At 69.1% G+C, this 17,619-nt stretch carries 29 protein-coding genes; 8 read left to right on the top strand and 21 right to left on the bottom strand.

Going from position 1 to position 17,619, the window contains the following annotated elements; genetic code table 11:
- Nucleotides 1-19: 19 nt before the first annotated feature.
- Nucleotides 20-298 carry a hypothetical protein gene (locus ABZ249_RS29975; RefSeq protein ID WP_355269485.1) on the bottom strand — a complete coding sequence of 93 codons (279 nt, stop codon included), beginning with the start codon at nt 296-298 and terminating at the stop codon, nt 20-22.
- Nucleotides 299-421: 123 nt separating this feature from the next.
- On the opposite strand from ABZ249_RS29975, the gene ABZ249_RS29970 reads away from it, so the two are divergent.
- The 3 genes from ABZ249_RS29970 to ABZ249_RS29960 all read left to right on the top strand — a co-directional run bounded on the left by ABZ249_RS29970 (nt 422) and on the right by ABZ249_RS29960 (nt 1,184).
- Nucleotides 422-580, top strand: a complete 159-nt coding sequence (locus tag ABZ249_RS29970) for a hypothetical protein (RefSeq protein WP_355269483.1) — start codon at nt 422-424, stop codon at nt 578-580.
- 90 nt (nt 581-670) lie between these two features.
- Complete coding sequence (locus ABZ249_RS29965) at nt 671-862, top strand: hypothetical protein (RefSeq protein ID WP_355269481.1); 192 nt, start codon at nt 671-673, stop codon at nt 860-862.
- Between the two features lie 109 nt (nt 863-971).
- Nucleotides 972-1,184 carry a hypothetical protein gene (locus ABZ249_RS29960; protein WP_355269479.1) on the top strand — a complete coding sequence of 71 codons (213 nt, stop codon included), beginning with the start codon at nt 972-974 and terminating at the stop codon, nt 1,182-1,184.
- Between the two features lie 233 nt (nt 1,185-1,417).
- On the opposite strand, the gene ABZ249_RS29955 is transcribed toward ABZ249_RS29960, so the two are convergent.
- The 11 genes from ABZ249_RS29955 to ABZ249_RS29905 form a co-directional block, all read right to left on the bottom strand.
- Nucleotides 1,418-1,597: a hypothetical protein gene (locus ABZ249_RS29955; RefSeq protein ID WP_355269477.1), complete on the bottom strand. Its 180-nt coding sequence runs from the start codon at nt 1,595-1,597 to the stop codon at nt 1,418-1,420.
- On the bottom strand, nt 1,594-1,983 hold the full coding sequence (locus ABZ249_RS29950) for a hypothetical protein (protein WP_355269475.1): 390 nt from the start codon (nt 1,981-1,983) through the stop codon (nt 1,594-1,596). The genes ABZ249_RS29955 and ABZ249_RS29950 overlap by 4 nt, the downstream gene beginning before the upstream one ends.
- Before the next feature lie 115 nt (nt 1,984-2,098).
- Entirely contained in the window at nt 2,099-3,307 is a 1,209-nt protein-coding gene (locus tag ABZ249_RS29945; RefSeq protein WP_355269473.1) for a helix-turn-helix transcriptional regulator, read from the bottom strand.
- Nucleotides 3,308-3,321: 14 nt separating this feature from the next.
- Entirely contained in the window at nt 3,322-3,828 is a 507-nt protein-coding gene (locus ABZ249_RS29940) for a flavoprotein (protein ID WP_355269471.1), read from the bottom strand.
- Between the two features lie 132 nt (nt 3,829-3,960).
- Nucleotides 3,961-4,248 carry a hypothetical protein gene (locus ABZ249_RS29935; protein WP_355269469.1) on the bottom strand — a complete coding sequence of 96 codons (288 nt, stop codon included), beginning with the start codon at nt 4,246-4,248 and terminating at the stop codon, nt 3,961-3,963.
- Nucleotides 4,245-4,688: a hypothetical protein gene (locus tag ABZ249_RS29930; protein ID WP_355269467.1), complete on the bottom strand. Its 444-nt coding sequence runs from the start codon at nt 4,686-4,688 to the stop codon at nt 4,245-4,247. The genes ABZ249_RS29935 and ABZ249_RS29930 overlap by 4 nt, the downstream gene beginning before the upstream one ends.
- Nucleotides 4,685-4,852 carry a hypothetical protein gene (locus tag ABZ249_RS29925; protein ID WP_355269465.1) on the bottom strand — a complete coding sequence of 56 codons (168 nt, stop codon included), beginning with the start codon at nt 4,850-4,852 and terminating at the stop codon, nt 4,685-4,687. The genes ABZ249_RS29930 and ABZ249_RS29925 overlap by 4 nt, the downstream gene beginning before the upstream one ends.
- The gene (locus tag ABZ249_RS29920) at nt 4,852-5,115 is read right to left on the bottom strand and encodes a hypothetical protein (RefSeq protein ID WP_355269463.1); all 264 of its coding nucleotides are present in this window, start codon (nt 5,113-5,115) and stop codon (nt 4,852-4,854) included. The genes ABZ249_RS29925 and ABZ249_RS29920 overlap by 1 nt, the downstream gene beginning before the upstream one ends.
- Nucleotides 5,115-5,345 carry a hypothetical protein gene (locus ABZ249_RS29915; protein ID WP_355269461.1) on the bottom strand — a complete coding sequence of 77 codons (231 nt, stop codon included), beginning with the start codon at nt 5,343-5,345 and terminating at the stop codon, nt 5,115-5,117. The genes ABZ249_RS29920 and ABZ249_RS29915 overlap by 1 nt, the downstream gene beginning before the upstream one ends.
- A gap of 34 nt (nt 5,346-5,379) precedes the next feature.
- On the bottom strand, nt 5,380-5,568 hold the full coding sequence (locus tag ABZ249_RS29910; protein ID WP_355269459.1) for a hypothetical protein: 189 nt from the start codon (nt 5,566-5,568) through the stop codon (nt 5,380-5,382).
- Between the two features lie 29 nt (nt 5,569-5,597).
- Nucleotides 5,598-5,861, bottom strand: a complete 264-nt coding sequence (locus ABZ249_RS29905; RefSeq protein WP_355269457.1) for a hypothetical protein — start codon at nt 5,859-5,861, stop codon at nt 5,598-5,600.
- A gap of 922 nt (nt 5,862-6,783) precedes the next feature.
- On the opposite strand from ABZ249_RS29905, the gene ABZ249_RS29900 reads away from it, so the two are divergent.
- From ABZ249_RS29900 to ABZ249_RS29880, 5 genes are all read left to right on the top strand, one after another.
- Nucleotides 6,784-6,981 (top strand): helix-turn-helix domain-containing protein, encoded by a 198-nt coding sequence (locus tag ABZ249_RS29900; RefSeq protein ID WP_355269455.1) that lies wholly within the window; start codon nt 6,784-6,786, stop codon nt 6,979-6,981.
- A gap of 233 nt (nt 6,982-7,214) precedes the next feature.
- Nucleotides 7,215-8,102, top strand: coding sequence for a hypothetical protein (locus ABZ249_RS29895; RefSeq protein ID WP_355269453.1), 888 nt, complete (start codon nt 7,215-7,217; stop codon nt 8,100-8,102).
- Between the two features lie 79 nt (nt 8,103-8,181).
- Complete coding sequence (locus ABZ249_RS29890; RefSeq protein ID WP_355269451.1) at nt 8,182-8,985, top strand: helix-turn-helix domain-containing protein; 804 nt, start codon at nt 8,182-8,184, stop codon at nt 8,983-8,985.
- 76 nt (nt 8,986-9,061) lie between these two features.
- Nucleotides 9,062-9,553, top strand: a complete 492-nt coding sequence (locus tag ABZ249_RS29885; protein WP_355269449.1) for a hypothetical protein — start codon at nt 9,062-9,064, stop codon at nt 9,551-9,553.
- A 31-nt stretch (nt 9,554-9,584) separates the two neighbouring features.
- Nucleotides 9,585-9,716, top strand: a complete 132-nt coding sequence (locus tag ABZ249_RS29880; protein WP_355269447.1) for a hypothetical protein — start codon at nt 9,585-9,587, stop codon at nt 9,714-9,716.
- 785 nt (nt 9,717-10,501) lie between these two features.
- On the opposite strand, the gene ABZ249_RS29875 is transcribed toward ABZ249_RS29880, so the two are convergent.
- The 9 genes from ABZ249_RS29875 to ABZ249_RS29835 form a co-directional block, all read right to left on the bottom strand.
- Entirely contained in the window at nt 10,502-10,870 is a 369-nt protein-coding gene (locus ABZ249_RS29875) for a GNAT family N-acetyltransferase (protein WP_355269621.1), read from the bottom strand.
- Nucleotides 10,871-10,902: 32 nt separating this feature from the next.
- Nucleotides 10,903-11,109, bottom strand: coding sequence for a hypothetical protein (locus ABZ249_RS29870; RefSeq protein WP_355269445.1), 207 nt, complete (start codon nt 11,107-11,109; stop codon nt 10,903-10,905).
- A 28-nt stretch (nt 11,110-11,137) separates the two neighbouring features.
- The gene (locus ABZ249_RS29865; protein WP_355269443.1) at nt 11,138-11,392 is read right to left on the bottom strand and encodes a hypothetical protein; all 255 of its coding nucleotides are present in this window, start codon (nt 11,390-11,392) and stop codon (nt 11,138-11,140) included.
- Between the two features lie 120 nt (nt 11,393-11,512).
- Nucleotides 11,513-13,618 (bottom strand): hypothetical protein, encoded by a 2,106-nt coding sequence (locus ABZ249_RS29860; protein WP_355269441.1) that lies wholly within the window; start codon nt 13,616-13,618, stop codon nt 11,513-11,515.
- Nucleotides 13,619-13,647: 29 nt separating this feature from the next.
- Nucleotides 13,648-14,313, bottom strand: a complete 666-nt coding sequence (locus ABZ249_RS29855; RefSeq protein ID WP_355269439.1) for a hypothetical protein — start codon at nt 14,311-14,313, stop codon at nt 13,648-13,650.
- An 803-nt stretch (nt 14,314-15,116) separates the two neighbouring features.
- A complete protein-coding gene (locus ABZ249_RS29850) occupies nt 15,117-16,163 on the bottom strand; it encodes a hypothetical protein (protein ID WP_355269437.1) in 1,047 nt (348 codons plus the stop codon).
- Between the two features lie 73 nt (nt 16,164-16,236).
- On the bottom strand, nt 16,237-16,425 hold the full coding sequence (locus ABZ249_RS29845) for a hypothetical protein (RefSeq protein WP_355269435.1): 189 nt from the start codon (nt 16,423-16,425) through the stop codon (nt 16,237-16,239).
- Nucleotides 16,422-17,234, bottom strand: coding sequence for an NUDIX domain-containing protein (locus tag ABZ249_RS29840; RefSeq protein ID WP_355269433.1), 813 nt, complete (start codon nt 17,232-17,234; stop codon nt 16,422-16,424). The genes ABZ249_RS29845 and ABZ249_RS29840 overlap by 4 nt, the downstream gene beginning before the upstream one ends.
- 85 nt (nt 17,235-17,319) lie before the next feature.
- Nucleotides 17,320-17,514 (bottom strand): hypothetical protein, encoded by a 195-nt coding sequence (locus ABZ249_RS29835; protein ID WP_355269431.1) that lies wholly within the window; start codon nt 17,512-17,514, stop codon nt 17,320-17,322.
- Nucleotides 17,515-17,619 lie beyond the last annotated feature (105 nt).

Raw genomic sequence — 17,619 nt, 5'->3', positions numbered from 1 at the left:
CGCGGGAGGGGCGCTTTTCTCATTCCTGGGTCTTCTTCTTGCGTCCAGCGGTGCTGGCGCCCTTGGCGATGTCGGAGGCCCGCGCCCGGGTGATGCCGAGTTGCTTGCCGATTTCGTCGAAGGTGGCGCCGGTGGCGCGCATCTCCAGGACGGCTTCCTGTCGGGCTTCGCGGAGTGCGCGCTGTAGGGCGGGGATGTGGTTGAGCATGTCTCCGGCGGCGCGTGCGCGGTCGGCGGGGTCGTTGATGCTGGTGAGGGCGTTGGTGATGGCTGCGGTGTGGGTGTCTGGGAAGCTCATGGAAAAAGTGTACTGCCTAGGCTTGCCTATGTCACGCCTAGGCAGTACACTGAAAGCACAACAGAAGAGAGGAGGTGGTAACCCCCCCGCCAGAGCCACTGACGGAAAGGAGGAAACACCTACATGGGAGCCTACGAGCTGATCACCCTCATCGCGGCCCTGGCGACACTGATCGTCAACACCGCAGCGGCGGTCGCGGCCACCATCACGCTCTACGTGATGGTCCGCCCGGCGCGAGGGCGACACGCGAAGGGCCGTCACCGCAAGCGTGAGCTGAAGTGACGGAAGGGGCCCGGGATGGAGTTAGCACCCCGGGCCCCGCTCCCAGACTCTCATGACAGGAACAGACGGGACAACGGAGAGGACAAGGAGATGGAGGACATCACGCGGGCCCGCCGCGTCACCGGGTGGCTGGTCGTCGCGACCGGCGCGAGCCTGATCGGCCTGGGCGCGTACACGCTGACCTACGGGGCCGCCTGGTACGTGTGGCTGCTGTGGGCATGGTGGGCGATCCTGGCCGGTGTGACGGTGTGGGCTGTGGTCCAGGTGAACCGGGCCGGCTAGCCCGGGGCGGCAGCGCCGGCGCCCCGTCCTCCTTGGGAGGGCGGGGCGTTTCGCCGTCCGGGTACGGCCATTGCCTGCGCGTGTCTGCGTCTGCTGGGATCATGCGCCCATGAGCGACTGTGTGACTGTCCGCCTCATTGGCGGGCCGTGCGATGGCGGGACCCTGGAGGTACCCGCCGACGAGATGCAGGACCCGGAGCCCGGCTACGACTTCGTCCCCGAGGACGGGTCGGGCGCCCCGGAGGAGCTGCCTCGGGTGGCGTACTACGCGCGCCCGGGGGAGGCTCCGCACGTCTGGTACTGGCGCGGTTGGACTTGCTAGCATGCGAAAACCCCCGCCCACTGGCAGTGGACGGGGGCCGGGTCCGGCCATGCTTCCCCACCGGACCCTCCCCGGGATCCCAACCCGGGGCCCTCCCCGCGCTTTGATCACCTCAGCGGTGTAGGGACGCGGGAGCTTGGTGGGGCGACGGCCACCCGCCGCCCCTGCCCGACACCCATGCGGTCGGGCGGTGCCGATCCCCTCGAGACGGTTTCGGCGTCTAATCCGGTAGGTCAGCTACCGAAGTCGTAGTCCTCGCCCCGGCGCGCGCCCGGCTCCCCGAGCATCGGCACACCAGCGGCACGGGCGGCGGCGATGCGCTCGCCCTGGAGGCGGACCGCTTCCTTCTCTTCCTTGGTGAGGTCGTCCGGGATGGGGTCCTCGGACGGGTCGGTGTGTCGGCGCGGACTCATGGGTGTGCCTCCCTGGGGAACGGCGCCCCGTACCGGGGGCCGGGGTTGCGGAGTCGGGCTTCGAGGGCTTCGGGGGTGCGCTCCATCAGCGTCGGGGTGATGCCGTCCACGAGGGCGCTGCCCATCCACCAGTCGGCGGTACGCCACACCCGGTACACGTGCCCATAGACGCCCTGGAGACGTTCCAGCTCGGCGTCGCCGCGGTTGTGGTCCTCCAACCGCACCAACAAGTGCGCGCAGGTGGGCGCGGACAGCGTCACCGTGCCCCGCCGTGCCACCCACGCCGCAGGACGGTCAGCGCGGGGCGCACGGCTGATCTCCCAGTCGGGGTACGCGCCGGCGACCGCAGCGAGCGGACCCGTGTGCCTGTACTCGTCGACCGTCATGCCTCACCCCTCTCAGTGGGCACGACGTTAAGCCGGAAACCCCGCACGGTTTCGCAGCCCAGAAAAGGTAAAAGACCCGCAGAATCCTGCGGGTCCCAACGGAAGCAGGCGGACGCTACGCGACCCCGGCGCGCTGCGCCAACGGCCGCAGCTCCGGAGTCGACCTGCGGTGCTCCCGCCGCAACAACTCCGTGATGACCGCACCCGTCGCCGGGTCGTGGCGCACCAGCTCTGCGGCGATTCGCTCCGCCTCCAGCAGGGTGTTCACCGCCGCGGCATCCTGCCGGGTCTGGGTGTAGGCGCGCGCGAGGTCCAGGTGCACCTGTGCCCGTCGCCCCACCAGACCGGAAGGGAGGCTGGCGACGTCCAGGTCCTCGCCGGCCGCCACGGCGGCCTTGGCGTCTCCGACCTTCACGTTCGTGCTGATGGTGTGGATGGCGACGTTCGTCGGCCCGAACGCCGTCCCGTGCAGATTCAGATCCGTCCCGAGCCGGTCCGCTGCCCGCTGCGCCTGCCGCAGGAACCGCGGCACCGCCGCACGGTCGTACTCCGCCGCCGCCGCAGTCGCCGCCGCCAAGTGCAGCCCCCCGTACACCGACAGCTCCTCCGGGGTACCCGGGTGCATCCGACGCTCCAGGGCGTGCGCCGCACCCATCGCGAGCTCCGCCGCCACATCCGGGTTGCCGCGGCTGATGAACACATAGGACAGCCGGTACGCGCCGACCGCGGCGAGCAGCGTCTCGTCCGCCCACTCCGCTGCGGCCATCGCCCGGTCCGCGGCCTGCCACGCCAGATCCGTGGCACCCACCCGCCGCAGCACCGCAGCAGCGGTGTTGTAGACCATCGCCCGCGCCGAGCACACCGCCGGCCGGTCCGCACCCCGGGACCTCGCCGCCGCTTCCACGTCCCGGATCAGCCGGGGGAGCCTCCGCCCCGCCTCGCCGTACCGGGTGGCCTGGTAGGCGGCGTAGGTGCGGTGCGCCTCAGAACGCAGCCGGGCCACGTCCACCGGGTCCTCGCGGCCGGTCTCCGCGACGATCACCTCCAGGGACGTGTACCGCATCATGGCGCGTTCGATGTCGACGGCGGGCGTGTAGCGCACGGGGGCGGCCTCGGGTTCGGATCCGGTGAGCTCGGACAGGGGGAGCCGTAGGACGTCGGCGAGCCGCGACAGCACCTCGTGGGAGTCCACGGCGAGTTTGCCGCGCTCGACCTGGGACAGCCATGACTCGGAGCGTCCCACGAGGCCGGCGAGGACGGTTTGGGAGTAGCCGCGCCGGCGGCGGTGGGAGCGGATGATCTGGCCCCTGGTGGCTGCGTCCACGCCGGGCCTCCTGTCTAGAGAGTACGGATGACCTGGAGTAGGTGTTCCCAGGTGGGGAGGCGGGATTCGTAGGGGGCGTGGTGGTCGTAGACGAGGGTGACGGCGGGGATGGACCGGAGGGTCGCTAGGGAGCGTTGGAACGCGGGGTGGGAGGCGAGTTGAGGTTTGCAGTGGGGGACGACGACGGTGGGGACGTCGTAGCCGACCATTTCGCAGAGGAGCCCGAGGGCGAAGTTGTCGGAGTGTCCGTCGGCGAACTTGTTCGTGGAGTTGAACGTGAGCGGGCAGGCGAGTACGAGGTCGGCTTTGGGGGAGCCTTCGCCTTGTCCGGGCATCCGGTATTCGGTGCGAACAGGGGCTCCGGTCAACCGCTCCAGTTCGGCGGTGTCGTGGAACCGGACGCCCATGGGGGTGGACATGCACACCACTTGCCAGCCGTCGCTTTGGAGCGTCCTGGCGAGCTCGGGGGTGCCTTCGGGGGCGGGGGCGCCGGAGACGACGAGGTAGAGGGTTTTCGCCATGTGGGCAGTGTAGGGGTGGGGGTGTGGGGGGTAGGGTGTTTCGCGAAACGGGTCCCGCCGCTGCGTAGGCGGGGCCCGTTTTTGTTGGGCGCGCATGGGTGTGGGCCCCGCCGTGCGGCAGGGCCCAAGGGGTCAGCGGTCGGCGGCCTCGTCCAGCCAGGACACCCCGTCTCCCGCATTGCGGTGGTAAGGGTCCTCGTGCCCGGGGTCTTGCGCGCACCTGTGTTCGCCGCCCCACGGGTCTGTGAACGCAACGCCGCACTGGTCGGCTTGGGCGTTCTTGATCTTGGTGAGGATGCTGCGGTAGGGGGCTGCCATGTCCGGCCGTGGCCCTGCTTCGTATTCGTTGATCGCTCGGCGGAGTTGGTGTTCGAGGACGTTGATCTCGCCGCCTACGAGGGTGATGGTCGCGGTGGTCACTGCGGTCCTCCGTTCTCGCGCGCCCGCTCCAGGGCGGCTTCCAGCGCGGCCTCCTGCGTCGCGTGACGCTCGGTCGGCTCCCACGACCGGAAGAACCAGTCGCCATCCGGGCGGTTCTGTTCGGCGCGGGTGACTTCGGCGTGGCTGGCCATGTCGGTGCCGAAGCTGAACTTGACGGCGTGCGACAGGTAGAGACGCAGCTTCGCGTTCTCCTCCTCCAGTTCCCGGACGCGCGCCACCAGCGCGGGCACGTCCGTGCGGGCGGCAGCGGCGAATGCGGCGTCAGGGTCCCCCATGCACGCCACTCCGACGGTCGGCTCCATCTCCTGGTCCAGGGGGCGTCCTGGCCTGCGGCCTCGGAGTTCTCCGTCGGCGTCGATCCACCACGGCCCTTCGGTGGCTGCTCGGGTCCTCTGCTCGATGGCGTCCAGGTCCATCACGCTTCCTCCTTGTGTTCGCGGTCCATGTGCAGGGAGTGCGCCGCCGCAGCGGCCTTCCGGGACGTCGACACGGCCGTCGCGCCGCACCCGGGGACGAGGCATTCCCAGCGGGCGGGGTATGCGCGGTCCGGGCGGCGGGTGATCCGCACAGGGGGCTCGGACATCAGAACTCCTCCTTCGCGGTCCATCGCAGGTGCTGCGCTGCGGCCCTGAACCCCGCGCCGTTCCTGCCGTTCGCTTCGTTCGTTCGGGCGTCGTGCTCCAGGATGTCGGCGGCCTGGTTCACGATGTGCGGCCATACCCGGCGGATGGTGTCCTCCATCTGCCACTGGGCGAAATCCGCCCCGAGGGTGTGGTGCTGGTCTGTGTGCGGTGTACCGAGGGCCGCCATGACGGCGTGGACCTGCTCGGTGGTGGGCTCGGACATCACGCCTCCTCGGAGGTCAGGGCGGTCACGCACACCGGGCAGGTGACCGGTTCCGACCGGGACACTTTGCTGATGGCGCGTTCACCGACCCATCGGCCGCATGCGGTCTGCCGGTTGTTGACGCCTACGGTGCGGGCTGCGTGGTTGTCGTAGTCGCCGTACCAGGCGAGGGCGACGAGGTGCGGGTAGGAGGCGTTGGTGTAGGTCTGTCCGGGCTGTACGGCGGTCATGGTGTCTCCTTGGTTCCTGCGCGCGGTCAGGCGGTCAGCGGGTGGGGATGACGGCGGCCACGAACCCGTCCCGGCGCAGGCCGCGCACGGTGCAGCCGGGGTAGATGGTCTGGATCTTCTCGCGGGCTTCCTTCGGACCGGGGGCGATGACGTCGCACCATTTGCGGGTGCCGTCGGGGAGGACGGCGGTGGAGCGGTACAGGTACTGGTCGGTCTGCGGCATCGGGTCTCCTTGGGTTCGCTCGGGCGTGGTCAGGCGTTGGCGAGGCGGTCGAGCAGGTCCCCGGACATCCCGGAGCCGACGTAGCCGCCGCCCGGTCCGTAGGCGGTGGACGGCCCCTGCTCCTTGGTGAGTACGGACCCGAGGAACGTGTCGTCGGACGGCTGGTCGCCGCGCCAGAGGAACAGGCGGCGGTTGCCGAGGGGGTCGTAGCCGTAGGCGAGGGTGCATCCGGTGGGGGTGGTGTCGTCGGTGCCGACCCAGTAGAGGTCGAGGTCGGCGAGGGTGAAACGCATCGGGGTCTCCTTGGGGTCAGGCGGTCAGGCGTCGAACAGGGCTTGCTGGACGGTCGCGCAGCGGTCGCACCTAATCCGCCCGAACGTGTGGTCCTCCATCTGGCGATGCCACACGTTCACTCCCGGGCACCGCGCCCCTTCGGAACACACCGATGCGTCGTAGTGGTGCACTAGGCCACCGGGGCAGTACAGCCGCCACGAGCGTCGCGGGTCCGCTGCAATCCAGTGCTTCTCGTAGGCGGCAGCCTCACCGTGGCATCGACTGCGGGTGTGGAAGCGCACGGGGGAAGGACCGCCCGGCAGGACCAAGTTGTCTCCGTCGAAGCTGATGGACTTCTGTCGTTTCGTAATGGGCTCGCAGCAACCCCAGCACGAATCGACGGTGAGGGATGTGAGCCGGTTCAGCTTTGCCTGACCGGCCGCCACTTCCCGGTCTGTGGTGACGTGTTGGCAGGGCACCAATTCCAAGCACAGATTGCACACGGGGTAGTGCTCGGATAGCACCTCGAACCGACGCTTCACATGTCCTCCCGAGCAGCGTGCGTGGCGTCGCTTCCCGGAGGGGAGCGGGTCCAAGACCAGCACCCACGGCCGCTGGGGCCATTCCTCTGGGGGCACGGCGGCAGCGTTGCCGGCGGGATACTGGCGAACGTAAGCGGACTGCTCGGACTCGGTCCAGTTCGCAGGGCTGATCTCGCGGGTTTCAACGATCCGCCACGGCTGACGCTGAAGGGCGATGATGAGTCCGGCTGGAGGCCGGGCGTGCCATTCGGGGTGGCTTCCGACTGGTCGCCACTGGGGGACGTACTCGTCGATGCGGCTTTCCATCCGACCTCCAAGCCCATGATGTAGATGGCGTATCTACATCATACGCGAGAGTCGCGTAATTGTCGAGTCGGTGCCTACAAGCTACGATCGGAGCATGATCCCCGGATACCTGACCATCGCAGCCGTCGCCGAACGCATCGGCGTCAGCCCCAAGACCGTCCGCCAGTACCAATGGCGCGGAGACATGCCCCCGCCCGACGAGCGCGTCGGCCAGTCGCCGCTGTGGAAGGAGACCACGATCGAGCAGTGGGAGAAGGACCGCGCGTCGGCTTCGTGGAACCGTAAGAAGTGACCGGCCGGCGGGGGTTCCGGCCCTGCCCGCCCCCGCCTTGCGCCCGCCCGCTGCACGTGCACACGGGGTAGAATGGGCCCACAACCACATAAAGCGAGCCCGCCGGGTGCTGGTAACACCACGACGGGCTCTGAACCACCGTCCTGACATCACCAGGAGGCGGCCTTGTCTAAGGCTAATGGTACCTCGCGCGCGCCCCGTGTAGGGGGTCGCTCGTGCTGAAGGTTCACCACATGCGCCACGAAGCGCACTTCACCATCCTCGCCAACGAGGCGATCCGCGATGGCCGACTCTCCGGCCTCGCCCGCTCCGTCCTTATGGAGCTCATCTCCCGTCCCCCCGGCTGGCAGACCAACGCTGACCAGATGTGGCGTCAGGCCCGCAAGGACCGAGGCGACCGCGCCGAAGGACGCCGCGCGTTCCGAGCCGCGTTCGCAGAGCTCGAAGAGTTCGGCTACCTCACCCGCGAGCTCAAGCACAACGGCAAGCGCGTCGAGACGGTCATGCACCTGTTCCACCTCCCGCAGGAGGGTTCCGGGAAGGCTTCGGGTAACCCTTCCGGTAACGGTTCCAGTAACGGCGTTACTGGTCAGGGCGACGAACAGGGCAGCTCCGACGACTCTGACGCCGAATCAGGGGACACGTGGGGTACCGGTTCCGGTACGTCACATTCCGGTACGTCACAAAGCGGTACGTCTGAAACCGGTACGTCTTTAAGAAGGACTGAAGACGGAAGTACCGATGTACGAAGTACCGAAGAAGAAGAGTCCTCCGAGCTCGCTGACGCTCGCTCGGGCTCGATCGCAAGCGATCGCGCGCGCGAGATCGAGCAGCAGCGACAAGAGCACCAGAAGAGGCTCCGCGCTGAACTCGAACGCCGATGGACCCTCGTCGACAGACTGACCCCTCAGCAGCTCCGAGAAGCCCTCTACCAGTTCGAGAAGAAGCGCCCCCGCATCTACCGGGAGTGCCGACAGCTCTCCATCCGCCAGTTCGCCCAGGACGACCTCAAAGAGCGCGCCGTGGACGTGGACAGGCTGAGCTACAAGTACGCGCTCCAGCACTACGCACAGGCCGTCGTACCCATGTGCATTGCTAGGCCCATCGGCATCGCCGCCTAACAACACAGCGGGCCCGTCTGGTGGTGGATCACCGGACGGGCCCTGACCCACCCACTCGCCGCAACGAGAAAGACAGGTCATGGCCAACCCTAACGGCATCACCCCCGATACTCCCGGAGCTCCCTTCTTCGCCCGCTGGAACGCGTTCGTCCGCGAGCTCAACATCGACCCCTCCGTCAAGCTGGTCGCTCGCACCATGGCGGACCACGCCGACGACCAAGGCAAGCAGTGCGCCCCCGGAAGCAACACCCTCGCCTTGGAGACCTCCTACAGCAAACGCACCATCTACAACGCGCTCGTCGCCCTCAAGGAACTCGGCATCGTGGTCCGAACCAAGCAGGGCGTTCCGTGGCAGGGCACCCACGACGAGTACCAGCTCCTCATCCCCAGTAACTGGGAAGACGTCTTGCGCGCCGGAGACAAGCCGCAGATCAGTGCCGCTCCGGAGCCGCACGAGGCCATGCCCGTGATCCTCTTCGAGGGAAACGAGGAGACGCAGGAACTCCCGCCCGCGCCACCCCAGCCCGAGCAGCGTCGCAAGAAGAAGGCAAAGCAGCAGCGGGACAACGGCCCAACGGTTCTCTACCGCTACTACGACGAAGAAGACCTCCTGCTGTACATCGGGATCAGCAACGACATGCGTCACCGTCTGTCGGGGCACGAGAAAGCGTCGACGTGGATGGACTTCGCGGTGCGCTCAACGATCGAGAGGTTCCCTACCCGCGATGAGGCGGAGGCGGCAGAGCGAGAGCAGATCGGCGCGCACAGGCCCTTGTTCAACTCCCAGTTCAACGACTACCCCGAGCGGCAGAAGAACTTGGTGGAGTACCTGATTGGCAAGGGCCGGTACGACCTGCTTGCTGCCAACGTCTCGCGGGGTTGACCCCGTAGGCCGCCCGGCGCACGTCGGGCGGCCCCACACCCCCACCAGGCAAGCGACACTAGAACCAGGAGGCAACGTGGACATCATCAGCAGGATCGACGACACCCTCGAAGCATGGGAACGCGGCCCCGACGCCGCGAGATGGACACCAGACGGCGGGAAGCCGCGAAGCAAGGGAATCAGTGTCGGTGTCCCAGCGGACGCCGGACAGGTGTTCTTCGCGCCCCTGGGAACCCCCACGGAAGACTTCAGCGCCTGGACCCCGCTCGGCGCCGTCGACCTCGGGCCCACGGTCTCTACCGAGCTGTCCGTGCCGCAGCTCGAACCGATCACCCTCGACAACGCGGCGCCCATCACCCTCTCCGAGGAGCCTCCGCCCGCTCCAGAGTGGATGCACTTGGCGTCCTGCGCTTACTGCAACCGCACCAGTGACGAGGACACCACCGCTCTGGTGTTTCCCGACCAAGTCGCCCGCCGCGAGTGGGTTGACGCTCACCAGGAGGCGACCGGGCACACCCTGTGGTCGCTGACGTCGGTCCGCCGCGACGCGATCGCCTTCGAGTACTGACCCGGCCCGTCCGCTGACCCAAGGAGGACACATGACCGACACCGCGATTCCGATCCCCGACGACGCACAAGAGCGCATGGACGACATCACCGACGCCATCGTGGGCGCGGTCGCCAACGCGCTCGCTCCCATGGCCCCCGAGACGCAGAGCGAGGAGACGTGATGGTCGTCCTTTGTACCGGGTGTGGGCACGTAGGCCCCGACGACGGGCTACCCCAACGCACCATGTGCCCCCAATGCCCACCCCGAACCTGCGAGTGCGGACACGCCGACTCGATCGCCGCCCCGTGCGGGTGCTGGGTGGACGTGGAGGTGTTCCCGCTCGCGGACCTGAAAGCGGCCCTGGCCCGTGACGGACTCAGCGTGGACGCGGCGAGAGAGTGACAGGGCGCCCGACCCGCACAAAGGCGGGCGGGCCCCGCGGACACGGGAACCCGCCCACAACCCCTGCAATCTGGAGGCGCTGTACACGCTAGCAGCGCCCAACTCCCAGCGTTGGGAGAAGCGAAGATTCAGGTCTTGGAAGCTGACTCCTGCGGGGACATGAACACCACAACGCTCGGTGTCGAATCGCTCTCCCCGCCCATCCCCATGGGCGCCCACATCACTCGCTGCACTATGAAGAGCCGCTCATCGGGAAGCAGAACCGTGTCGCCTTTGCGGGGCACCACAGAGAGGTCCACTGCTTCATCGGTCCAACCGGAATCCTGACCGCCAACCACATTGAACCTGACATGCATGACTTCCCCCAGGAAGCGGAACCAACTGCGTCTTGAGGCCCCATTATTTGCGCCGCTGGATCCTCTGTCTCGCGACGTGCCAGAAGTTGGGAAGTTCCTGGCTAACGCATGCCTGACCCCGGACACGCAGAAGGCCCCACTACGTGTGGGGCCCTTGATCGCACACCTACACCGCCCATTCCGGGGCGGGTCAGCGCGCACCACCAGTCTACGTCCACCGCCCCATGACCGGCCACGGGTCCGGATCCGAGGTCGCCTCGAACCCCAGGGCGTGCACCCACCGCAGCCGCCCGGCAGCGTCGCCGTCCTCGTCCGGGGCCGCGAACACCCACCCCACGCCGGCCTCCCGCGCACGGTCCAGGAACGCCTCCACGAGCGCAGCGCCAACCCCACGCCGGCGCGCCCCCGGATGAACGACGACCGCCTGGATGTAGCCCGCACGACGCACCGGCGCCACCGGGTGGGAAGCGTCCAGGGAGCCGCACAGCCAGCCCACAACGGCCGGGGAGGCAGCGACCAGGACAACGTCACCAACGGGCGTGTACGCGACCCCAGCAGCCGCAGACACAGCGCCCATGGCGTCCCGATCCCCAGCGGCGGCGTCCCGGATCAGCACCCCGGCCTCCAATACTGGGCGGCGATATCCGACACCACCTCCGCCAACGCGTCCCGCACCTCACCATCCGCCGCGGCGAACATGTCCAACACGGCCAGTTGCGCGCGCACGTCCTCCATGGACCCGAGCGGGTCACCGACCAGACGCAGGAACGCGGCGTGTCCCTCGATCTGGCCGCGCAGCCACCGCAGATCGGTCACCGGCATCCCTCCCCTGGTCATGATCGCATCATGCCCTGGTCACCCACCGCCGGTACCGCCGCCACACCCACCCGCCCTGCACGTACAGGACCACCAACGCGCACACCAGACCGGCGGCAGCAGCGACAGGGTGCGGGCCGGCCAACCCCACGGCGCACGTGATCGCGGACCACAGGATGAGCGCCAAGAACACGAGGCGGCGGGCGAGGTAGACGGCAGCCCAGTAACGGCGCTCCAGCGGGGAGCGGGAACGGCGGGGAACGAACTCGGCAGGGGTACTCACAGGGGGCTCCAAACAGGGGGTCACAGCCCCCAAATGGGGGCCTCCAATAGCGCAACTCAGTAGTTTCCGCAGCTCAAACAGTTGCGGGCCCGGTATCGCAACCAGGCCCGCAACCCGCCGCTACTCGCCCTCCGTGGCGGCCCACACCTCATCCGGAACCCGCAACGCACCCGACCGGACCCGCTCCACAGCGACCGCGAACACCTCCAACTCGTAGGCACGCGCACCCCGCCATGGCGACTGGCGCGGCTCCACACCCACCACCCGAAGCAGCTCACCCAACCGCCGGGACGTCAGTCCGAAACGGCGAGCCAGCTCCGCCATCGGCACCAAGCCCTCACCGGCCGCCATGTCCCGGCCCACGGTCAGCAGACGGGGCACCTGGAGGTCGGACAGGGTGTCCGACGCGATGCCCTCGAACCCGTCATCGGCGGTCTCCTGCGGCCTCTCCGGAGTCTCTCCGGGCACCGGCAGGCCGGCGTCCCGGTACGCCTTGCGCATGGCCTCCAGGGCCACGTCACCGCCCGCAGACGGATCGATCGGACCCGAAGTGGGGCGCGGCCGAGACGGCCCCTCAGGAGCCCCCTGAGAGGCTCTCGTGGTCGCCGTTTGCGGGGCCTTCTTCCCTGACAGCCACGTCTGCTTCGCGCGCTCCCACCGCGAGTCGTACAGACCGTCAACCTGCACACCCCGGGTCACCTCATCCAGGACCGGGCGCCGCTTCGCGGTCTTCACCGCAGCGTCCTTCGCCGCAGACGGCTTCGCCCGGAACCCCTTGAACAGCCGCGGAACACCGCCTTCCTCGCCGTACACGCCGAACCCCACCCCGGGGATCTCCTCGCACCGGGGCGCCTTTCCCCAGTTGAACAGGTACGCCAACTCCTGGTCCCCGTCGACCTGCATCGACATCTTCACCCGGGCCTGCGTGTTCAGCTCGATCGGCAGCCCGTTTCCGCCCGCGTCCACCGCCCGCAGCGCGCACACCAGCGTCGACACCGACGCCCCGCCGCCCACGTTCGACACCGCGACCAGCCGGTCCTTGATCGACTTGGGCAGGTTGTTGGACTCGTCGGTGATGATCAGGATGTGCGGCACCTGGTGCGAACTGGGAACCTTGTCGTCGTCCTCGCTGTCCATGAGGTCGTCGTAGCCGATCACCCGCGCCGGAATCCCCGCGATGGCCATGTCGAGCATGCGGATGGCCTCTTCCTCGTCGGTGGCCACCCAGTCGATCGCGGGACGGTCGACCTCGCCGGCCAGCCACGGCTTCAGGTAGGGCTTGAACACGCCGCCGCCTTTGAAGTCCACGCCCCAGATCAGCACGTCGTCGCAGGCCAGGATCTGTGACATGAGGGTGACGAGCTGGTTGGATTTCCCGGACCGCTTCTGGCCGATGAGGATGCCCGACGCCCACTTCAAGTTGACCTCGGCGTACTGCCCGTCGGGGGTGATACCGAAGCGGATGGGGTCGTAGAAGGTGGCCTTGTCGAAGTCGCCCGGCAGGGGCAGGTCCTCGGCCAGGACGTTGACGGTGGTGATGTCCAAGATGACCTCGCGGGCCGTCCCACCTGCACGGACTTCGATGCCGCACCCGGTGGGCAGGTTCGCGTCCGAGACGAGCTCCAGGCGCTTGGCGGAGATGTCCGTCCACCGGTACCCGCCCGACGGCAACTCGATGAGCAGCGAATACCCGGTCTCCCGAGTCTCGTTGGGCTCACCGGGCACGGGACGCTTCCACGGGTCGATGCCAGTGACCTTCACCCCGGGAATGTGGCACACCCGCTTGATGCGGACTGCCCATTCCCCGGCAATCCCGTCCTTGCGCTCCTCCTCCGCCACCAACGCCTGGTGTTCGCGGACGTTCTCGGTGTGCACCGCCGCGGCCTGCGCCGCCACCACCGCCACCGCGGTACCGGTAGCGAGAGTGGCGATACCGTCCACCGAGTAGGGGGTGGCGGTCGCGAGCGCCTGCCACGTCCACCATCCGTGGAATCCCCACGCCCCCAGATGGGTGAGGCGGGCGAACACCGGCAGGCGCCGCTTGACATCCATCGCCAGGGTGAGCAGCCCGCACGCACCCGCACCCGCCGCCGCATACCAGGGCGACAGGCCCACCACGTCACCCCACCCGGCCACCGCCAGGGACGTGCACGCCGCCGTGAACGGCCCCGACACGGGCCCGTAGTGGCCCCACTCGATCGCCTTCTGCTTGCGCTTCTTGCCCACCGCTACCCCTCTCCTTCCGCTACCGGTGGCTACCGCTGGTTGTGGGCGTGATCCCACTTGTGGCCGTTCGGGCGGACATCCTCACGCAGTCGCACCAGGTCATCCCGGTGCAAGTCCTCGACCATCGGCCGCAGGTGTGCCGCGGCCAAGCCGATGTTGGCCTGACCCGCAGCGATCCCCGCGATGAAGTCGCTGATGCGCGGATCCAGGGGCTGCTCCTGAAGCGCCGACACAGCGAGGTTGTTGATGCCGTTCGCGACGACGTCCAGCGCCTGCGGAAGGGCGTCCAAGCCCTCCACGTAGTCCAACATGCCCTCCTCGTTGTAAGCGCTCAGCGCGTTCGCGAGCTCGTGGGCCGCGAGCATGACCCTGTGGTGCGAAGCTCCGGACATACGGCGTGCCACCTCGTTCCCCGGCTTGGCGCCGGATCGGCCGGGCTCGAACCCGGACCTGTACTTGGACTTCTCGTTCTTGCGCTTGCCCCTCAGGAGCAGCTCCGACCAGGCGCCGGCCAGGTACGCTCCGGCGCGCTTGGCGTGCGGGGACACCCACCGCCACGCCTTTTTGCTGATGGCCCACAGTCCGGCGGAGAGGGCGCCGATTCCGGCTCCGAGCAGGGCCACGCCCCTCCCGGCGCGCAGCACCATGCGGCCTCCTGGGGTGCGGGACAGGCGGCGCCGAGCGCGGGCTCGCAACCGCTCCCCGAGAGTGGCCGGCCGCCCGGCCACGGCACGCAGGCCGCGCCGGGCAGCGGCGCGCTCCCTCCCGGTGAGCCCGTCGCTACCAGGGCGGGCGCCACCCCACCGGCGCCTACCGGTACGACCCCCGGCAGCCCTACCGCCACCGGCGCCGGGCCACCACCGGGATCCGCCGGTAGCGCGCGGGCCGATACCGCCGTGGCGGCGACCGAACGCCGCACCCCCACCAGTACCGCGACCGCCACCGAACCGGCGACCACCGGTAGCACCACCCCTACCGGACCACCCCGGACGGCTACCGGTGCCGCCCGGACGGGCCGCACTACCGCGACGCCCCGAGTAGCCGACACCGCTACCGCCCGTCCGCCCCGGGGACTGGCGCAGGCTGGCAGCGGCCATACGACGGCCGCCCACCATGCCGCGCGCCACCCCCGCCGAGCGGGCCGCATGCGACCGGGTACTACCGGTACGGGCACGGGGCAGCCCCCGACCCATCCGGGACGAAGCGGCCATGGCCCGCAGCCCCCTACCGGTACGGCGCATCTTCGGGGGCCTACCGGTACGGGACGCACGGATACGGGCGCCTACCAGTAGCGCCCCACCGGCCGCTGCCACCGCCCCGCCGGCCACCAGCCCCAGGGGGCCGAACGCCGAGAACACAGCAGCCGACGAGGCGGCGGTAGCGGACAGGGTGCTACCGGCCACCGGCACCACCCCCACCGGGCTACCAGTACCGGTGGCAGTGGTGGTGGCGGTATCGGTAGGGGTGGTGGACTCAGAAGCGGTAGTGGTGTCCTCGCTCATCCGGTGGCCTCCGACTCAGCGCGGAGCTTCTGGTGCAGCGGGTGGGCCTTCTTCATGCCAACCCCCAGCGCCTGCCGGAAAGCGTTCAACGACATACCCGGGGAGTACACCTCCCGAGCCTTCGCCTCCAGCTCCAGCGGAGACACGGCAGGACGAGAAGTCCTCGGAGGCGCTCCGAAGCCCAGCATCGACAGGTGATCCGTTGCCTCACCCTGCGGTGGGCGAGGCGCAGGCAGCCCGGACAGGTCGTCCGGGACCTCGCCGGCGGGCAGGGCGAACTGGATGGGCTGGGCTGCGCGGATCTCCCGAATCAGCTCCATGCGCTGCTTCACCGTCGCCGCCTCCTCCCGCTCCGCTTCCCGCTGTTCCTTCGCGTCCCGGCGGATCTTCGCGAGCTTCAGCTTGTGGTCCCGCTCGGCCTGGGCGTCCGCGAGCCGCACCTCGGCGTCAGCCAGGTCCTCCTCGTGCTTGGCCTGCTGGAGCTTCTCCGCGACGATGCGCTTCTGGTCGTGAGTCGGGTCCGTGGACAGCTCCGCCTCCCGCTGCGCCTTCTCGGCGGCGGCGACGCGGTCTGCTTCAGCCTGCGCGGCCTCCGCGGCGGCCTGCGCGAGGCGGGCGTTGAGAGCGAGGTGCCACAGGCCCTTGGCGACCAGCGGGACCAGGCCCAGGCCGGCGAGCACCGGCAGGATCGTGTAGGCGTGGTAGCCGACCAGCAGGGCGGCGACGAGCGCGATCAGCCAGCCGGTGATCTTCGCGGGCTTGGCGACCTGCGGGGCGATCCACGCGATCGCGACCGCCGACACTAGCGCCACATCCAGCACCACACCCGCCACGAGCCCGACGGGCAGCGGGGCGGGGATCATGTCGATCAGCGACCATGCCGTCCACACCAGCGACGCAGCGGACGGGACAGCGGCGATCGCGACCGTCGCCCGGGCGGAACCGGGAGCGGCGCGCACCCCCTCCGGGGCTCCGGACGGGATCAGAAGACGTCGCCAAAACCCCTGGTTGCGGCTGGTTTCACTGCTCTGTACGGTGTTCATCATCGTCCTCCAGTAGGGCGGTAGCGGCCCGGCCCGGACAATTCAGGTGTCCGGGGCGGGCCGTCTTCGTGTGTCAGATGAGGCCGTTGACCTCGCCCACCAGGGCGTTCATCAACCGGCCGAGCGATTCGGCTCCGGCGACCACCAGGTCCAGGCCGGTGCCGACCAGGCCCGCCACCGACTCCGGGTACCGCAGCACCCACAGCACGACGGCGAGGATCAGACCCCATGTGAGGGCCTGGCTGAGGCACCCGCGGATCACGTCCGGTCCTCCTGGGTCACTCCCAGTCCCGCCAGCACCGCCGCGAGCTTGCGAGCCGCCTCCGTGCCCGGATCGGGCAGCGACACCGACGCCGACACCAGCCCGGTGCACCCCTGCTCCGTCACCGTCAGCTCCTCGCCCACCAGGGTGATCCGCCGCCCCGACGGGTCGACGTAGGAGAAGTCACCACCCCCGACCAGGCGCCCGCCCGACACGGTTTCGCGGGTGTCGCCGTACAGGGCGCGCACCTTACGCATCACCCGCCCGTCAGCGACCTGGACCACGGTGTCGAAGAACCCCGCGTCCGGTTGGTAGGGCCTCTCCAGGACCGAGAGGATCTCCGCCCACACCGGCTCCAGGCCGGGGGAGGCCTCCCACTCCTCCTCGGTGACCTCTCCGCGGGCGTAGGCGAAGGTGCGCTCCGCGAGCTCCTGCACCTCGCTGGGGGTGTACCAGCGGGCGTCGGTGGCCTCCTCCTCGGCGCGCACCACGGTGCCCGACCAGCGGGTCGCCACGTACACCTGCCAGTCGTGGCCACCGGACGGGTGCGGGACGTCGGCGCCGCACCGACTCTGGTGCCACTGGATGTAGACGCGCCGCAGATCCTCCTCGGTGACGGTCAGGCCGACCTCCTCGCGGGTCTCCGCGATGGCGGCGTTCAGGTGGGTGTAGTCGGGGTTCTCGTCGCGGACGTGGCCGGCGACGGGGGCGATCCCGGACGGGGCGTGGGCGCGGGTGATCATCAGCAGGCGGTCATCGGCGTCGAAGATGAGGACGCCGACGGACATGCCATCGCACTTGTAGAGCATCGGGGTTCTCCTTCTCGGGGGGTGGACCGTCTGGTCCCCTTGCCGCCCCAGGACGGTGGGGCGGCGCGGGCACCACACGGGCGCGTCAGGAGGAACGGCGAGCCTGGTCAGCCTCGGTGATCTGCCGGGCGACCATCTCCGCGGGAGCAGCAGGACGGAACGTCCACGTGAACCCGCCGGCCAGCAGCAGAGCTACGGCGGCGAGGAGGGCGGGGTGCGCGAGAGCGAGCTCCATCGCGCGGGAGAGAGCGTCAAGGGCGCCCGGGGGTATGGTGGTCACAGCTCGAATCTCCTGTTCAGGCAGGTGCTTCGGGTCAGGGTCCGTTCGGCGTTGCAGTCGCCAGAACGGGCCCGTTTTACGCTGTGACTAACGGATGTTGAAGCC

The organism is Nocardiopsis sp. NPDC006139, from assembly GCF_040614155.1.
In the GTDB taxonomy this organism is placed as follows: Bacteria; Actinomycetota; Actinomycetes; order Streptosporangiales; family Streptosporangiaceae; genus Nocardiopsis; species Nocardiopsis changdeensis.
The sequence above is the reverse complement of the archived record's forward strand: the minus strand, read 5'-3'. Positions and strand labels throughout refer to the sequence as shown.

Bases quoted from the DNA above. Each gene is read 5' to 3' on its own strand.
- ABZ249_RS29920 (WP_355269463.1), bottom strand. From the start codon at position 5,115: ATGTCCGAGCCCACCACCGAGCAGGTCCACGCCGTCATGGCGGCCCTC.
- ABZ249_RS29890 (WP_355269451.1), top strand. From the start codon at position 8,182: ATGGCCAACCCTAACGGCATCACCCCCGATACTCCCGGAGCTCCCTTC.
- ABZ249_RS29875 (WP_355269621.1), bottom strand. From the start codon at position 10,870: ATGGGCGCTGTGTCTGCGGCTGCTGGGGTCGCGTACACGCCCGTTGGT.
- ABZ249_RS29840 (WP_355269433.1), bottom strand. From the start codon at position 17,234: ATGCTCTACAAGTGCGATGGCATGTCCGTCGGCGTCCTCATCTTCGAC.
- ABZ249_RS29955 (WP_355269477.1), bottom strand. From the start codon at position 1,597: ATGAGTCCGCGCCGACACACCGACCCGTCCGAGGACCCCATCCCGGAC.
- ABZ249_RS29850 (WP_355269437.1), bottom strand. From the start codon at position 16,163: ATGAACACCGTACAGAGCAGTGAAACCAGCCGCAACCAGGGGTTTTGG.
- ABZ249_RS29900 (WP_355269455.1), top strand. From the start codon at position 6,784: ATGATCCCCGGATACCTGACCATCGCAGCCGTCGCCGAACGCATCGGC.
- ABZ249_RS29940 (WP_355269471.1), bottom strand. From the start codon at position 3,828: ATGGCGAAAACCCTCTACCTCGTCGTCTCCGGCGCCCCCGCCCCCGAA.
- ABZ249_RS29915 (WP_355269461.1), bottom strand. From the start codon at position 5,345: ATGACCGCCGTACAGCCCGGACAGACCTACACCAACGCCTCCTACCCG.
- ABZ249_RS29950 (WP_355269475.1), bottom strand. From the start codon at position 1,983: ATGACGGTCGACGAGTACAGGCACACGGGTCCGCTCGCTGCGGTCGCC.
- ABZ249_RS29960 (WP_355269479.1), top strand. From the start codon at position 972: ATGAGCGACTGTGTGACTGTCCGCCTCATTGGCGGGCCGTGCGATGGC.
- ABZ249_RS29895 (WP_355269453.1), top strand. From the start codon at position 7,215: ATGCGCCACGAAGCGCACTTCACCATCCTCGCCAACGAGGCGATCCGC.
- ABZ249_RS29905 (WP_355269457.1), bottom strand. From the start codon at position 5,861: ATGCGTTTCACCCTCGCCGACCTCGACCTCTACTGGGTCGGCACCGAC.
- ABZ249_RS29910 (WP_355269459.1), bottom strand. From the start codon at position 5,568: ATGCCGCAGACCGACCAGTACCTGTACCGCTCCACCGCCGTCCTCCCC.
- ABZ249_RS29965 (WP_355269481.1), top strand. From the start codon at position 671: ATGGAGGACATCACGCGGGCCCGCCGCGTCACCGGGTGGCTGGTCGTC.
- ABZ249_RS29975 (WP_355269485.1), bottom strand. From the start codon at position 298: ATGAGCTTCCCAGACACCCACACCGCAGCCATCACCAACGCCCTCACC.
- ABZ249_RS29970 (WP_355269483.1), top strand. From the start codon at position 422: ATGGGAGCCTACGAGCTGATCACCCTCATCGCGGCCCTGGCGACACTG.
- ABZ249_RS29925 (WP_355269465.1), bottom strand. From the start codon at position 4,852: ATGTCCGAGCCCCCTGTGCGGATCACCCGCCGCCCGGACCGCGCATAC.
- ABZ249_RS29880 (WP_355269447.1), top strand. From the start codon at position 9,585: ATGACCGACACCGCGATTCCGATCCCCGACGACGCACAAGAGCGCATG.